We start from the raw sequence: 15,362 nt of genomic DNA on the forward strand, positions 1-15,362 counted from the left end.
ACACCGCCCTTTCACGGCGGTAACAGGGGTTCGAATCCCCTAGGGGACGCCATTTATATCGCGTCACAGTCGATTGAAACTGTGAGATAGGCCGGAGTTGTTGTTTGTAGCTTGCATCAGTGAGTTACACTTAAACATATTCAGGACTTGAAAGTTCAGTAAGAGGAATAAGGTCGCTCATCTCGCGGGCTCGATTCGCCTTACTGAAAATCTCGGAAGCTTGCTTCCGAACCTAGGATAAGGCTGCTCTCACGATAAATCGTGAATCGCCTTACAGAAATTTAGCGAAGCATGCTTCGCAAGACAAAATTTCTGTCCCCTTCGTCTAGAGGCCTAGGACACCGCCCTTTCACGGCGGTAACAGGGGTTCGAATCCCCTAGGGGACGCCATATAAGAAAGACCAGCAATTGCTGGTCTTTTTTTTTCCTTAAATTTACCTGCCTGAATTCTTCTGCGGAAACTGCACCGGTGATCCTGCCATCATCACAAATTGTTACTTTTTCACATACTTTCCATCCTTTAATATTGCTAGTCTGATAGTTGATTAATAAAAGGAATTATCGCTATGCAAGGAACGCTTTTCATAAAACGTTTGTCGACGGTCGCGCTTTGTGTGAGTGCGCTTACTTTTCCGGTTATTGCCAGTGCAGACACCCTGATTTCCGATGATGCACTGGACGCCTGGTTTAAGGAAGGTAAGTACGGCCAGGTCATCGCGACGCTGAAAGATGAAAAGAATAAGTCGGCAGAGCGTTTTTCTACTTACATCTCTGCACTGATGAAAACCGATCTGGATGACGCAGAAAAGGCAGCGGAAGATTTTATCAGTGCCTATCCGGAAAATTACCGTGTGTACATGCTCCATGCGAGTGTGATGGGCGCACAGGCAGGAGAGAGTATTTTTTCAGCATTAGGCTATGCCAAAAAAGCCCGTAAGAGTCTGGAGAAAGCTATTGAAGTGGCACCTGACGAAATCCGCACTTATCAGGCTCTTTTCCAGTATCACCTTTTTGTTCCATCCATAGCCGGTGGCGATATGGACACGGCAAAATCACTGGTGGCTGATATAGCAGCACTCGACCCTGATGAAGGACAGATTGCTGAAGCAAAATATTTGCTGGCCGGTGATAAAAAAGAAGAAGGCATTTCGCTTCTTAATAAGCTAATGGAAAAACCTGAAACCCGGGTTTATGCCAGATACGTGCTGGGCGATCAATATATGAGTGATGAAGCTTACCCGCAGGCTTTTGATACCTTGCAGCCTTTGCTGACGCTACGCCTGGAGGCCGCTTCTGTAGAAGATGAGTCTGCATGGGAGGCATACAGCGAGGATCGGTTTAATCAGTTATACGGTCTTTATCGCCTGGGGCAAACAGCGGTGCAGTCTGGTGAATATACCGGTACCGGCATTCAGGCGCTGGAGACTTACCTGAGCGAATTGCCCGAAGCCGGTATCGATACAGATGGCTTGCCTTCTCTGAACTGGGCGAATCTCCGGCTGGCTGAATTGTATCTGCATGATAATAATAAGGAGCAGGCAAAACTTACCCTTCAGCGTATCAGCGGCAAAGAAGATGAACGCTTCAGTAAACTGCTTAAGAAACTGCAGAAAAAAGTCTGACTGTTATTTCAGGCTGCCAGCCCGCCACAGGATGCGTGCCCGGGAATTCTCTGCCGGGCCGGATAACGTGATAAAGTGCATATTCATCTGACTCGCGATAACAGCAACTTTAAATGCCGTGGTATCGTGTCAGTCAGAACATTGTTGTTAACAGAAACAAAGGTTGGATATGCAAGATTACCCTATTGGTACCCCCGGAACGCCCTGGTCAGACACAGAGAAAAAACAGTGGCTGGATGCCCAGTCTGTTAAACGTAGCTATAAAGAAGAAGTGATTGACCGGTTGCCCGCGGTACCTGAGAATTATGAAATCACACAGTTTGGTGCATTACCTTACGACGAGTCCCGCTATCCGCTTTACGTCATCAAACCAAAGTTATTCGTTAAATCCCTGCCAACCGTACTTATTACTGGTGGTGTTCATGGTTATGAAACCAGCGGCGTACAGGGAGCACTGAAGTTTGCCACAGACCATCTGGCTGAGTGGCAGGACAAATGTAACTTCGTAATTGCACCTTGTGTCAGCCCATGGGGTTACGAAACGATTAACCGCTGGGATCCCCTTGCCGTTGATCCTAACCGCAGTTTCCGCGCGGATTCTCCGGCACCTGAAGCAGCCATGCTGAAAGCGATGGTTGATGCCATTGAAGAGCCGGTTCATATGCACATCGATTTACACGAAACCACTGATACTGATAACTCCGAGTTCCGGCCGGCCCTGGGTGCGCGGGATGGTATCACTCAGGACGTCTGGGAGATCCCGGATGGTTTTTATCTGGTTGCTGACAGCGGGAAGGTTGAGCTGGATTTTCAGAAAGCGGTCATCGAAAAAGTGCGGGGCGTTACACACATCGCACCTGCAGATGAAAATGACAAAATCATCGGCGCTGAGGTGCTTTACGATGGTGTGATCAGCTATGACAAGAAATCCCTGTTTCTGTGCGGAGGCCTGACTGATGCGCCATACGTTACGACAACCGAGGTTTATCCCGACAGTCCATCAGCCTCTGATGAAATATGCAATGATGCTCAGGTTGCAGCCATCATAGGCGGTCTGGAATATATTTTGGCCGGTTAAGAACAAAACATTCTTTGTTTACACTTCCGGACGTTTGAAAGTATAGACGTCTAAATGTATAGTGTGCTTCCTGACTCAGCGAGGCACATTATGTATACTTTCAAAGCACTGATTTACGACGGCAACCGCCAGCGCATCGTTTCTCGCGATTGCGATACCAAAGCTGAGTTCGAACAGTACCTGACCCGTGAGTTCGGATGCTACGTGTGTTTGTGGATTGCTCAGGACGTGAAAAACATCGCCAGTTAACCGGCGAACCTCGCAGTATCATCACTTCATATTGTATTACCCCTTACTCAACGGCTTTCATTTCATCTGTGGCAGGATGATTCGCTGCCTTTTCTCTGCTAAACTTCGCGCCCGTTTCTAAACCATACCGGCACAGTGTAAACACATGAGAATCTTACTTGCTCCCATGGAAGGGGTCGTTGACCATCTGATGAGAGACATGCTTACCCGCGTGGGTGGCTTTGATTTGTGTGTGACCGAATTCGTGCGGGTGGTCGATCAAAAGTTACCGCATAAAACCTTTTATAAGCTTTGTCCTGAGTTGCATAACGGCAGCGTGACACCGTCTGGTGTACCGGTAAGGGTTCAGTTACTGGGCCAACACCCTGAGTGGCTGGCAGAAAATGCGCAAACAGCAGTAGAGCTGGGTTCCCCCGGTGTGGATCTGAACTTCGGATGTCCGGCAAAAACCGTGAACAAAAGCAAGGGCGGGGCAGTGTTGCTGAAAGAAACGGAAACCCTTTACAACATTGTCAAAGCGGTACGGGACGCCGTGCCGGCAAATCAGCCTGTCACGGCGAAAATCCGGCTGGGTTTTGAAGATAAATCTCTGGCCATTGAAAATGCCATTGCTATAACAGAGGCAGGCGCGGACCAGCTTGTCGTGCATGCCCGCACTAAAACCGAGGGTTACAAGCCTCCTGCTTACTGGGACTGGATTGCTAAAATTCGCGCTCACACCAATATTCCACTGGTTGCTAACGGTGAAATCTGGCATGCCGGTGATGCACTGCGCTGTCAGGAGCAATCCGGCTGTACTGATTTGATGCTGGGGCGCGGCGCACTGGCCATGCCGAATCTGGCGCGGACTATCCGCGGCGAGCAGGCGGTTATGCGCTGGGAAGAAGTGGCGGATTTATTGATTCATTATTCCGGTTATGAGATTTACGGCGATAAGGGACGGTACTATCCCAACCGTATTAAGCAATGGTGTGGTTATCTTAAGCGTCAGTATCCGCAAGCGGAAATCCTGTTTAATGATATCCGTAAATTGCAAAAAGCGGATGAAATTGTCGCTGTACTGCGTCGTCAGTCCTCGCATAGCAGCGTCGCTTAATCTCACCGTATATTGTTTGTTTTCCCGCAATTGTCTAGGTTATTAGTGGGGAGGGCTTTTCGACAGAAACAGCCGCAATACTCATACTAAAAACGTAAACAATAAAAAAACGGAAAACATCATGAAACACACACCAACAAAGCTGGCCTTAGCGCTGGCTTGTCTGTGTTCCACTGTTTTAGTCGCTTGTTCCGATAAGCCGGCTGAAAAGGGAGAGCAGGCGCCTCATGTGTCAATCAATACCGATCCTTATCCCGGCACTTACACACCCATAGCCGGAAAGCCCACAGTCATTACCAACGTCACCATCCTCGATGGTGTGGGTAACCGCATTGAAAACGGCATGATTTATTTTGCTGACGGGAAAATTGTAGCGACAGGTGAAACTGTTGAATACCCCGCTGATGCGGTTGTTATCGACGGTGACGGAAAGTGGGTTACTCCCGGCATTATCGACAACCACAGCCACCTTGGTGTTTATCCGTCTCCGTCGGTGGGTTCTACGTCTGACGGAAACGAAATGACGAAGCCGGTAACTCCCGGCGTATGGGCTGAGCATTCCGTATGGCCACAGGATCCCGGTTTCGGCCGCGCTCTGGCGGGTGGTGTCACCTCGCTGCAAATACTGCCCGGCTCAGCGAATTTATTTGGCGGCCGTTCAGTGGTACTGAAGAACGTACCAAGCCGGACTATGCAGGATATGAAATTTCCGGATGCCCCCTACGGGATGAAAATGGCCTGCGGTGAAAATCCGAAACGTGTGTATGGTCAGAAAGGCGGCCCGATGACCCGTATGGGCAATGTTAAAGGCTATCGTCAGGCGTGGTCTGACGCCCAGGCTTATATGCGTGAATGGGACAAATATGAAGCGGATTACGATGCAGGGAAAGATCCCAAGGCCCCGAAACGGGATCTGGATTTAGAAACCATGGCCGGCGTGCTTAATGGTGACATTCTTGTGCATATGCATTGCTATCGCGCTGATGAAATGACGGTCATGATGGACATGATGAAGGAATTTAACTATCAGATTTCCTCATTCCACCATGCTGTTGAAGGCTACAAAATTGCCGACAAGCTGGCAGAAAACAATGTGTGTGCCTCCATGTGGGCCGACTGGTGGGGCTTCAAGCTGGAAGCTTATGACGGGATCCGTGAAAACATTCCGGTGGTACACGCTGCGAAAGCCTGTGCCATTGTACACAGTGACGACGAACTCGGCATTCAGCGCTTAAATCAGGAAGCGGCCAAAGCCTGGTCTGACGGTAAACGTGCCGGCATGGATATCTCTATGGCCGATGCGTGGCAATGGCTGAGCGCCAACCCGGCAAAATCACTGGGAATTTTTGATAAAACCGGCTCTCTGGAAGCAGGAAAAAATGCCGACCTTGTTTTATGGACAGGGAATCCTTTCTCGACTTACACCAAAGCTGAACAGGTCTATATCGACGGTGGTAAGGCTTACGATCTGAAGAGCCCGGACAGCTGGCCGTTAAGCGATTTTGAAGTGGGTCAGGTCGGTGAAGGAGATGTAAAATGAAGCGCTTATTATCACTTGCTGTTGCCGCAGCACTCAGTACCGGTGTAATGGCTGAGAATATCGCCATTACAGGGGGGAAAGTACTTACCCAGACAGCACAGGGCACGGTTGAAAACGGCACTGTATTGATTAAAGACGGTAAAATTGAAAAAGTGACAGCCGGCGGCAACGTGCCGGCAGGCTATACCCGTGTGGATGCCAGCGGAAAAGTTGTTACGCCGGGTTTTGTCGGTGCGTTGACATCTCTTGGCCTTGTTGAAGTGTCGTCCTGGGCGGGCGAGGTGGATTCTTCTGCCGGAGCAACGCCTGTCAGCACAACCGGTGCGGCTCTGGATGTCACATACGCGATTAATCCTGACTCCACGCTTATCGACGTAAGCCGTATTGAAGGGGTAACCTCAGCGGCAACGACGGTACAGTACACTGACATGTTATTCCATGGCCAGGGTGCGGTGATCAGTCTTGACGACAACGCAGAGATATTAAAAAACAAAGCCTTTATGGTGGTGAACGTGGACGGTAATTCAGCCGACAGCCACGGCGGCTCAAGGGCTGCATTGTGGGTGACACTGGAAGCGCTGTTTGATGAAGTCAGCAGCACGAAGTCCGTGCCTTCACTGACCTCAAGCTGGGACGGTATTAACGCCCGTGCAGATATCAAAGCGCTCAAAGGTGTTGTCAGCGGTGATGTACCGTTATTCATCGAAGCCGACCGTGCAGCAGATATCCGCCAGGTGCTGGCGTTTAAAAAGCGTCACCCGGCCATGCATCTTGTGTTACTGCATGGAGTGGAAGCCTGGCGTGTTGCTGATGAACTGGCTGAAGCCGGCGTGCCGGTTATTCTTGACCCGCAGCTGAACTTACCGGGTAACTTTGAACAGTTAGGTGCAACGTTACATAACGCGGCAAGACTGGAAGAAGCCGGTGTGAAAGTCGCTATAGGTATGGAAACTCACAATATCCGTCTGGCTGCCCAGCATGCCGGGAATGCTGTTGCCAACGGCCTCAGTTATGAAGGTGGTATCGCCAGTCTTACTTCAGTCCCTGCCGCGATTCTGGGTGTGGACGGTCAGGTTGGTTCACTTGCTCCTGGCAAACGTGCCGATGTGGTGATCTGGAGTGGTGATCCCCTTGAAGTAACAGAAGTGGCAGAGCAGGTCTATATTGAAGGCGAAGCCATTGAAATGTCTTCCCGTCAAACCAAACTTCGTGACCGCTACATGAAACTGACAGAACAACCTGAAGGCGTGACTTCACATTATGTGAAGCCGTAAAGATGTAAAACAAAAAAGAGGATGCCGGGCATCCTCTTTTTTGAACTGGCGGGCTCAGCTCCTGTTCAGAATGAGCGGAGCGAGTTGCTGAGCCATAAACTGTGCAATCATTGGCTGGGCTTCTGCATTAGGATGAATGCCGTCGTTTTGCATTAGTGATTTATCCAGCGCTACCTGTTGCAGGAAAAACGGGATTAAATTTATGTCATTTTCTTCTGCCACCGCATCAAATGCATTGGCGAACATTTGTGTGTAACGACGCCCGTAATTGGTAGGAATTTCCATATCCTGTATGAATACAGTAGCCCCGGACGCTTTTGCCAGCTTAACCATTTCGTTCAGATTGGATTTCGTCTTTGTGACCGGATGACCTTGTAATCCGTCATTACCACCCAATTCTATAAGTACATGTGTTGGCTGATGTTGTTCCAGCAATCTGGGAAGTCTGGCCAGGCCGCCGTCTGTGGTTTCTCCGCTTATCGCGGCGTTTATTACATCGATCTGATGCTGTTCGTCATTCCAGATATTTTGTAACAAACTAACCCAGCCTTCCTGTTGCTTTAAACCATAGCCTGCACTTAGGCTATCACCCAGGACTAACAGTTTGAAATGCGGTGATGTTTGCTGATTTTCTGACGCAGCGTGCAGATGATCTGAAACCACCAACAGCTGTAAAAATAAAAGAGCCCATGCAAAAGCAAAGCGGCGGTATCGTTGTAACAAAAACACGGCAGTGACAACTCCTATGATTAGCACCCGAAATATTACGAAAACAGTATCTACGAGTGAAGGTGAGCTTCAGATCCTTCAATCAATTTCATTCGAAGTCAAGGCAGGTGAGTCTGTTGCCATTGTCGGCGCGTCTGGTTCCGGCAAATCCACTTTACTGAGTCTGCTGGCCGGGCTGGATGAAGTGAGCAGCGGAGAAATCCATCTCGACGGCGCTCCCCTTCATACCATGAACGAAGAGGCGCGGGCACAGCTGAGGGGAGAGAAAGTCGGGTTTATTTTCCAGAGCTTTATGCTGGTGCAAAGTCTGACAGCCATCGAGAACGTCATGCTGCCTGCGGAGATTTCAGGGCTAAGTGATGCGAAAGGCCGCGCGAAGAAAATTCTGGAACAGGTGGGCTTGTCCCACAGAGCCCATCATTACCCTAATCAGCTGTCCGGCGGCGAGCAACAACGGGTTGCTATCGCAAGAGCGTTTATCGGTCAGCCAAAAATCCTCTTTGCCGATGAGCCTACAGGTAATCTCGATGCTGCCAACAGTGAAAAAATTGAGCAGCTTTTATTTCAGATGAACCGTGAACTGGGCACGACACTGGTGCTGGTTACCCATGATAACGAGCTGGCACTACGTTGCTCACGACAGCTGACGATGCAGGCGGGGGAACTGACTGAAACCACGGTATCATCCGGTCCTGTCGCTGAGGAAGCCTGATATGGGGATGGCATTTAATTTAGCGTGGCGTTTATTTAAGCATGAGGCCCGGCGGGGTGAACTTACCATTATCCTGCTCGCTATTGTGTTATCAGTGGCGTCGGTGTTGTCTCTGTCGTTGTTCAGTGAGCGCCTTCAGGGCGCACTTACCGAGCGCTCCGCCAGCTTTATGGCTGCAGACAGTCAGTTACGCGCCTCTCAACCGGTGGATCCGGCCTGGATTGCACAGGCGCAAACAGACGGACTGGGCACTGCGACACAGGTCGCCACGCGCTCTATGGCATTCGGTGAAGAGCAGATGTCACTGGTGGACTTGCGTGCCGTAGACGGACACTATCCGTTAAAGGGTGAAATTCTGGTGACGGACTCGCCTTTCGGAGAAGCGAAGCCGGCTACAGGTTTGCCCCAACCCGGCGAAGCGTGGATAGATTCGCGGTTATTTCAACTGCTGGATGTTGAGCCCGGAGGAACCGTTTATGTGGGCGACGCCGCATTTACAGTAACAAATGTGCTGTCTGAAATTCCTGATGCCGGTTTCAGCATTTTCTCAACCGACCCCATCGTATTAATCCGTGAAGCCGATTTACCGGCTGCAAATATCACCGGCCCCGGCAGCCGGGTGACGTACAAAGCCTATTTTACCGGTGATACGTCACAACTAGACACGTTCTATGAGTGGCTGCGTCCGCAGCTTGATGATGAAATTCATCGCTGGCAGTCTGTCGAAGATGATGAATCCCCGGTCGGCCGCTCGGTGAAGCGTGCCGAACGTTATTTCCTGCTCGCCAGTCTGCTTGCCATCATTCTGGCTGCGGTGTCGATTGCCGTTGCCGCCCAGCGATACAGTCAGCGTCATTTTGACCCTGTAGCCATTATGAAAACACTGGGCGCCAGCAAAACCACAATACGCCGCATTTACACTATGCAAATTTGTTTTATCACCCTGGTAGGCATCGTGATTGGTATTACTGCAGGCGTTATTATTCAGCAGATAGTGGTGACGGCGCTGGCTGATCAGGTAGATGTATCTCTGGATGTGTGGCACTGGCGACCGGTGCTGATTGCTGTATTTACCGGTGTGGTTTGTGCGCTCCTGTTTTCACTGTATCCCTTACTGCGCTTATTTTCAGTGCCTCCGCTGCGGGTACTGCGCCGCGATGTTGGCGCCGGAATGAGCTCAAAATCCCTGCAGTTTTTGGCTGCGGGTGGTGCAATTTTTTTACTGATGTGGACGTACAGCCAGGACTTGAAAATCAGTGCCATTCTGTTTGTATCCGGCATTGCGCTGGTCGCCGGTTTGCTGCTTGTTACGCTGGGTCTTATCCGTGTGGGGCGCAAACTGGGCAGCGGCAGCATGGGGCCGTGGCAGCTGGCGTGGGCCCGTATCCGCAGGCGCTCCATGGATAACAGTGTGCAACTTATCAGTTTCTCCGTGACCTTATTGTTGTTGCTGGTGGTGCTGGTCATGCGCAATGATATGGTCGCGCAATGGCGGGCACAGTTGCCAGAGGGCACGCCTAATTATTTTCTGATCAATATTACCCAAAGTCAGAAACCTCAGTTGCAATCGCATTTTGAGCAGGCGGATGTGGAAGCTTCTGACTTTTATCCCGTTGTACGCGGGCGGTTCGTTGCGGTGAATGATGACCGTGTGAATACGGAAGTCTCGAAAGAAGACAGGGAAGGTCCCCGTGAGGGCAGGGACGGTTTGGGCCGTGAAGCGAATCTGACATGGAGTAACACCCTGCAATTTGGCAATGAAATCGTTGCCGGTGAGTGGCAGGGTAATGCGACGTCTGCGCCGGAGGACGGGATTTATCCTGTATCTGTAGAAGAGGAAGTGGCTGGCAGGCTGGATATCCGGCTCAATGATGTGCTGACATTTAATATCGGCAGTGAAGAGGTGCAGGCGCGGGTAACCAGTTTACGAAAAGTCGACTGGCAAACTATGCAACCCAATTTCTTCTTTGTCTTGTCACCCGAAGCGATGGCGGCGTTTTCACCAACCTATATCACCAGTTTCTTCCTGCCACCGGAAAGAAAGCCGGAACTGACAGAGTTGCTGAAGCCATTCCCGTCCGCCACGTTGTTCGACGTGGATGCCCGTATCAATCAGTTGCGGGATATTGTTGACCAGGTCTCACTGGCCGTTGAGTTTATCCTGATTCTGGTGCTGGCTGCCGGCGCACTGGTGCTGATAGCACAGGTCCAGGCATCCATGGACGAGCGTCAGCAGGAACTGGCTATACTTCGTACTCTGGGAGCGAAAGGCTCGCTGATCCGCCTGAGCGTGGTATATGAATTTGTCATCATCGGCGTCGTGGCCGGGTTTATGGCCGCACTTGCCAATGAGCTCAGTCTCTATTTACTGCAAACACAAATTTTTCAGATGGAAGCATCGTTGCATCCGGAGTTTTGGGTGATTGCTCCGGTGACCGGAGCGATTGTTGTGGGCGTATTGGGGGCACTGGGCTGCTGGCGTTTGCTGTCATTAAATACCACAGCGTTGCTTCGTAAAATGGTGTAACGAGGCTATTGAATTTATTGCGGTACAAAATAGCTGTACCGGCGGTATAAACCGGTTCAGAGAAGAGTGTGTCACTCTCTGAACCGGCTCATTTCCTGATATTTTCCAGTGACTTTCCCGCCAGCTGGCAGGTTTCAGGTATTCATCTTTTCTGCACAGCGCTTTTTTATTTCGTTACAAAATTTACAACAACTCTTTACGTTGCCTGTGATAACTTACGCAATATCGCTGCCGGTCGTTCTGACAATCCGTTCTCCGGCCTGAAAATAATTGCTTCGCAGTGACCACAATCATTACGTTCAACAAAATAAAAATGACACCCAGCCTGACAAAGGATTTCATCTGACAATGAATAAATCATCTGTTTTCGCACTCCTGTTTATTCTTCTTATATGTGCATGGATGGTCTCCGGACTTTTTTCATCAGAGCCCGAAGAGCAAGATCAGACTCAAAGTGAGAGCCAGCCATTTTCTGTGGAAGTGACGGTTTCTGAAGCGCAGGTTACACCAGTTTCGCTGGTGGTTCAGGGGCAAACCGTGCCGGAACGCCTGCTGGAAATTAAAGCCCAGACTGCAGGGCGAATTGAGCAGATTTCGGTAACCGAAGGCGACTCTGTGCGAAAGGGTGATACCTTACTGACCATTGATATGGAAGACAGACTTATTCAGCTTGAGCAGCAGGAAGCCTTGTACGAAGCCCGTAAGAAAACCTATAAGCGTTTATCGCAACTGGCTGATAAGCAGTATCAAAGTGAATCAGAGCTCGACACCGCTCTGGCAAATGTAAAAGCGTCTGAAGCCGCCATTGCGAACATCCGTTCAGATATTAATTTTGTGCGTCCTGTGGCGCCTTTTGACGGCGAAGTCCAGAGCTTGTCTGCAGAAAGCGGCGATGTGGTAAGTATCGGCGATCCGATGCTGGAGCTGGTGGATAACTCGGTACTGGTGGTTGAGATCCAAATCGCACAACAACGGGTGAATGAAGTTAAAAAAGGGCTGCAGGCAGATATTAAGCTTGCCACCGGCGAGCAGGTATCAGGCAAAGTCCGCTTCATTGCGCCTTATGCCAGCAGTGAATCCCGTACCTATCTTGCTGAAATCGGTATACCCAATCCTGACGGAAAACTGAAATCCGGGTCCAGCGCCACAGTTACCCTGCATGTCAATGAAGTGAAGGCCCATTATGTATCGCCGGCTACCTTCACGCTGGATGCCGACGGACGGATTGGCGTGAAGTCGGTTGGTAATGACAACAAAGTGGCGTTTCATCAGGTCTCGTTACTGCAATCTGACAATGAAGGGGCCTGGGTAACCGGCTTGCCTGATACCGTACGTCTTATCACCACAGGGCAGGGCTTTGTGGATGCCGGTAATGTGGTGACGCCTGTTGAGAAGGCGGCCCGATAATGAATGGAATTATCGATGCGGCATTTGCCCGCACCCGTACTGTAGCGCTGGTCTTTTTTGTTTTAACCATTGCTGGCGCCAGCGCTTACTTTGCTATTCCGAAAGAGTCTGAACCGGACATTACGATTCCGTTTATCTATGTTTCAGTGGTGTACGACGGTATTGCGCCGGAAGACAGCGAACGCTTGCTGGTACGGCCGTTGGAGAAAGAGCTTCAATCCATTGAAGGCCTGAAAGAAATGAAAGGTACGGCCATTCAGGGCTTCGCCTCGGTGGTGATGGAGTTTGAAGCCGGCTTTGACGCCGATCAGGCATTACTTGATGTCAGGGAAAAAGTCGATCTGGCCAAAGCCGAGTTGCCTCCCGGCAGCGAAGAGCCCAGAGTTACCGAAGTGAACCTGTCACTCTTCCCGGTGCTGACTGTCATGCTGTCGGGCGACATTCCTGAACGCACTCTGGTGAATATTGCCCGCCGTCTGCAGGATGAAATTGAAGCTTTATCCGGTGTACTGGAAGTGGATATTGCCGGTGATAGGGAAGAATTACTTGAAGTCATTATCGACCCGGTTGCGCTGGAAACGTATAACCTGTCTTTTCCTGATGTGCTGAATTTTGTCAGTCAGAATAATCAGCTGGTTGCTGCCGGGGCTATTGATGCCAGTGCCGGCCGCATGGTGTTTAAAGTGCCGGGCGTAATTGAAACCATGCAGGATTTGGCTACCTTGCCGGTGAAAAAAGTAGGGAACACCATCGTCACCTTCGATGATGTGGCCACAATTCGCCGTACCTTCAAAGATCCCACCAGCTTCGCCCGCTTGCGGGGTGAAAAAGCCATTGCTCTTGAAGTATCAAAGCGAAGCGGCGCAAATATTATCGAAACCATTGCGGACGTACGCAATCTTGTGGAACTGGCGAGAACTCAGTGGCCGGATACCATCAAAGTAGACTATCTGCAGGACAAATCCGGTGAAATTAAGAGCATGCTGGGTGATCTCGAAAATAACGTGCTGACCGCCATTATTCTGGTGATGATAGTGATTGTTTTTGCCCTGGGTATACGGCCGAGCATCCTGGTTGGCATGGCTATTCCTGGTTCATTTCTGGCGGCCATGACGGTGATATTCTTCTTCGGCATGACCATGAATATGATTGTGCTGTTCAGCCTGATTCTGGTAGTGGGTATGCTGGTTGACGGCGCCATTGTTACCATCGAGCTGGCAGACCGGAAAATTGCTGAAGGTGAGCCGCCTAAAACCGCTTTCGCCACCGCTTCCAAACGCATGGCGTGGCCTATCATTGCTTCAACCATCACCACGCTGACCGTATTCTTCCCGCTACTGGTGTGGCCTGGCCTGGTGGGGGAGTTTATGAGTTTCCTGCCGCTGACCGTCATCATTACCTTAACCGCCTCGTTATTTATGGCGCTGATATTTATCCCCGTACTTGGCGGTGTGATTACCCGTAAAGTCAGCGTTGATACCCAGTCTGATACGGTGAAATTTATCCGCATGGCGGAGAAGGGTAACCTGGATGACATTCAGGGATGGCTGGGCCGCTATCTGCGATTTTTAAAGAACATTGTAAATCATCCCGGCAAGTCCACCCTGGCGGCACTGGGTATTATGTTCATGACCTTTGTGCTTTACGGTTTCTTTGGCCGTGGCGTGTTGTTCTTCCCGGACATTGAACCTGAATATCTGCAAATTCAGGTGCAGGCACGGGGTGATTTATCTATTTATGAACGTGACAAACTGGTTAAGAAAGTCGAGAAGTTTTTGTTGCAGCAGGACAATCTCGACTCGGTGTACGCCCGCACAATTGGCGGCGGTGGTGGCAACGAGTCGGAAATGCCGGAAGATGTTATCGGCGTTATCCAGCTTGAATTAAGCGACTGGGAAACCCGTCCGCCGGCGTCAGAAATCATGGCTGATATCCGTGAATATGTTGAAACCATCCCCGGCATCAAAGTACAGGTACGGTTGCCCGACATGGGGCCGTCCTCCGGTAAACCGGTGGAAATTGTCCTCAGCGGGATCAGTAATGACAGTCTGATTGAAGGCACGGAACATATTCTTGCCCTAATGGAAAAAACGGGTGGTTTTGTTGATGTTGAAGACTCCCGGCCTCTGCCCAGTGTGGAGTGGCGTTTAAACGTGGACAGAGAGCTGGCGGCGCAGTACAACGTGGATGTCACCCTGCTGGGGAATGTGGTGAAGTTAATCACCAATGGCGCCATGCTGGCGGAGTACCGCCCGGATGATGCCGAGGAAGAAGTCGAAATTCGTCTGCGCTTCCCGGAAACCTTCCGCAATATTGAACAGCTCTATCAACTTCGTATTCCTTCTGCCAACGGCTCTGTACCCATTGGTAACTTCGTGACTATTGAGCCTGCACCCAAAACCGGGCGGATAAACCGTCTTGATGGTGCACGAACATATACAATTAAAGCTGAAATTGCGGAAGGTGAGTTGCTGGATCAGAAGCTGAAGCAGATGCGTGAAAAGCTTATCGAATCGCCGTTACCTGCTGACGTTATGTTGTCGTTTAAGGGCGAGGATGAAGACACCCAGGAGTCAATGACATTCCTGAGTAATGCTTTTATCGGATCGATTTTCCTGATGCTGATCATTCTGGTGACCCAGTTCAACAGCTTCTATCAGGCCTTTGTGGTCTTGAGCGCAATTATCTTTTCAACAGCAGGCGTGTTAATTGGCCTGATGGTCACGTCGCAACCCTTCGTGGTGGTTATGAGTGGTATCGGCACCATTGCCCTTGCAGGCATAGTGGTAAACAACAACATCGTTTTAATCGACACCTATAATGCGCTCAAGAGTGAGGGCATGGACGCCAAGGAAGCCATTTTACGCACGGCAGCGCAGCGTGCCAGACCGGTACTGCTGACGTCTGTTACCACCATTCTGGGCTTATTGCCCATGGTGTTTGCGCTGACCATTGATATTGTCGGCCGGAACATTTCTGTGGGAGCACCATCAGCGCAGTGGTGGACAGTGTTGTCGAGTACCATCGCCGGTGGTCTGACATTTGCGACCCTGCTCACACTGCTGCTGACACCGGCACTGTTAATGTTGGGAGAGAAAATAAAATCCCTGACCTCAGCCAGGGATTAG

The 15,362-nt window shown here is 50.4% G+C and carries 11 protein-coding genes and 1 tRNA gene; 11 read left to right on the plus strand and 1 reads right to left on the minus strand.

The features are described 5' to 3' along the window. Positions 1–314: 314 nt before the first annotated feature. From ACXAGC_RS15955 to ACXAGC_RS15985, 7 genes are all read left to right on the plus strand, one after another. Positions 315–390, plus strand: a tRNA-Glu gene (locus ACXAGC_RS15955). A 176-nt stretch (positions 391–566) separates the two neighbouring features. Beyond that, complete coding sequence (locus ACXAGC_RS15960; RefSeq protein ID WP_474845383.1) at positions 567–1,622, plus strand: tetratricopeptide repeat protein; 1,056 nt, start codon at positions 567–569, stop codon at positions 1,620–1,622. 169 nt (positions 1,623–1,791) lie between these two features. After that, a complete protein-coding gene (locus ACXAGC_RS15965; protein ID WP_474845385.1) occupies positions 1,792–2,700 on the plus strand; it encodes a M14 family metallopeptidase in 909 nt (302 codons plus the stop codon). Between the two features lie 90 nt (positions 2,701–2,790). Next, a complete protein-coding gene (locus ACXAGC_RS15970; protein WP_474845387.1) occupies positions 2,791–2,949 on the plus strand; it encodes a hypothetical protein in 159 nt (52 codons plus the stop codon). A gap of 145 nt (positions 2,950–3,094) precedes the next feature. Further along, the gene (gene dusC / locus ACXAGC_RS15975; protein WP_474845389.1) at positions 3,095–4,045 is read left to right on the plus strand and encodes a tRNA dihydrouridine(16) synthase DusC; all 951 of its coding nucleotides are present in this window, start codon (positions 3,095–3,097) and stop codon (positions 4,043–4,045) included. A 118-nt stretch (positions 4,046–4,163) separates the two neighbouring features. After that, entirely contained in the window at positions 4,164–5,585 is a 1,422-nt protein-coding gene (locus ACXAGC_RS15980) for an amidohydrolase (RefSeq protein ID WP_474845951.1), read from the plus strand. Next, a complete protein-coding gene (locus ACXAGC_RS15985; protein WP_474845391.1) occupies positions 5,582–6,859 on the plus strand; it encodes an amidohydrolase family protein in 1,278 nt (425 codons plus the stop codon). The genes ACXAGC_RS15980 and ACXAGC_RS15985 overlap by 4 nt, the downstream gene beginning before the upstream one ends. Before the next feature lie 54 nt (positions 6,860–6,913). On the opposite strand, the gene ACXAGC_RS15990 is transcribed toward ACXAGC_RS15985, so the two are convergent. Next, positions 6,914–7,582 carry an arylesterase gene (locus ACXAGC_RS15990; protein ID WP_442858458.1) on the minus strand — a complete coding sequence of 223 codons (669 nt, stop codon included), beginning with the start codon at positions 7,580–7,582 and terminating at the stop codon, positions 6,914–6,916. A gap of 22 nt (positions 7,583–7,604) precedes the next feature. Here ACXAGC_RS15990 and ACXAGC_RS15995 point away from each other — a divergent pair, with 22 nt between their 5' ends. The 4 genes from ACXAGC_RS15995 to ACXAGC_RS16010 all read left to right on the plus strand — a co-directional run bounded on the left by ACXAGC_RS15995 (position 7,605) and on the right by ACXAGC_RS16010 (position 15,362). Next, positions 7,605–8,300 (plus strand): ABC transporter ATP-binding protein, encoded by a 696-nt coding sequence (locus ACXAGC_RS15995; protein ID WP_474845393.1) that lies wholly within the window; start codon positions 7,605–7,607, stop codon positions 8,298–8,300. Position 8,301: 1 nt separating this feature from the next. Next, positions 8,302–10,827, plus strand: coding sequence for an ABC transporter permease (locus tag ACXAGC_RS16000; RefSeq protein WP_474845395.1), 2,526 nt, complete (start codon positions 8,302–8,304; stop codon positions 10,825–10,827). A 348-nt stretch (positions 10,828–11,175) separates the two neighbouring features. Next, the gene (locus ACXAGC_RS16005; RefSeq protein ID WP_474845397.1) at positions 11,176–12,234 is read left to right on the plus strand and encodes an efflux RND transporter periplasmic adaptor subunit; all 1,059 of its coding nucleotides are present in this window, start codon (positions 11,176–11,178) and stop codon (positions 12,232–12,234) included. Beyond that, a complete protein-coding gene (locus ACXAGC_RS16010) occupies positions 12,234–15,362 on the plus strand; it encodes an efflux RND transporter permease subunit (RefSeq protein ID WP_474845399.1) in 3,129 nt (1,042 codons plus the stop codon). Before ACXAGC_RS16005 ends, ACXAGC_RS16010 begins: the two co-directional genes overlap by 1 nt.

This window comes from Alteromonas sp. AWJ4_197, assembly GCF_056160285.1.

Excerpts from the sequence above, each read along its gene's own strand:
- ACXAGC_RS16005 (WP_474845397.1), top strand. The coding sequence starts at position 11,176 with ATGAATAAATCATCTGTTTTCGCACTCCTGTTTATTCTTCTTATATGT.
- ACXAGC_RS15970 (WP_474845387.1), top strand. The coding sequence starts at position 2,791 with ATGTATACTTTCAAAGCACTGATTTACGACGGCAACCGCCAGCGCATC.
- ACXAGC_RS15965 (WP_474845385.1), top strand. The coding sequence starts at position 1,792 with ATGCAAGATTACCCTATTGGTACCCCCGGAACGCCCTGGTCAGACACA.
- ACXAGC_RS15995 (WP_474845393.1), top strand. The coding sequence starts at position 7,605 with ATGATTAGCACCCGAAATATTACGAAAACAGTATCTACGAGTGAAGGT.
- dusC (WP_474845389.1), top strand. The coding sequence starts at position 3,095 with ATGAGAATCTTACTTGCTCCCATGGAAGGGGTCGTTGACCATCTGATG.
- ACXAGC_RS16000 (WP_474845395.1), top strand. The coding sequence starts at position 8,302 with ATGGGGATGGCATTTAATTTAGCGTGGCGTTTATTTAAGCATGAGGCC.
- ACXAGC_RS15985 (WP_474845391.1), top strand. The coding sequence starts at position 5,582 with ATGAAGCGCTTATTATCACTTGCTGTTGCCGCAGCACTCAGTACCGGT.
- ACXAGC_RS16010 (WP_474845399.1), top strand. The coding sequence starts at position 12,234 with ATGAATGGAATTATCGATGCGGCATTTGCCCGCACCCGTACTGTAGCG.
- ACXAGC_RS15960 (WP_474845383.1), top strand. The coding sequence starts at position 567 with ATGCAAGGAACGCTTTTCATAAAACGTTTGTCGACGGTCGCGCTTTGT.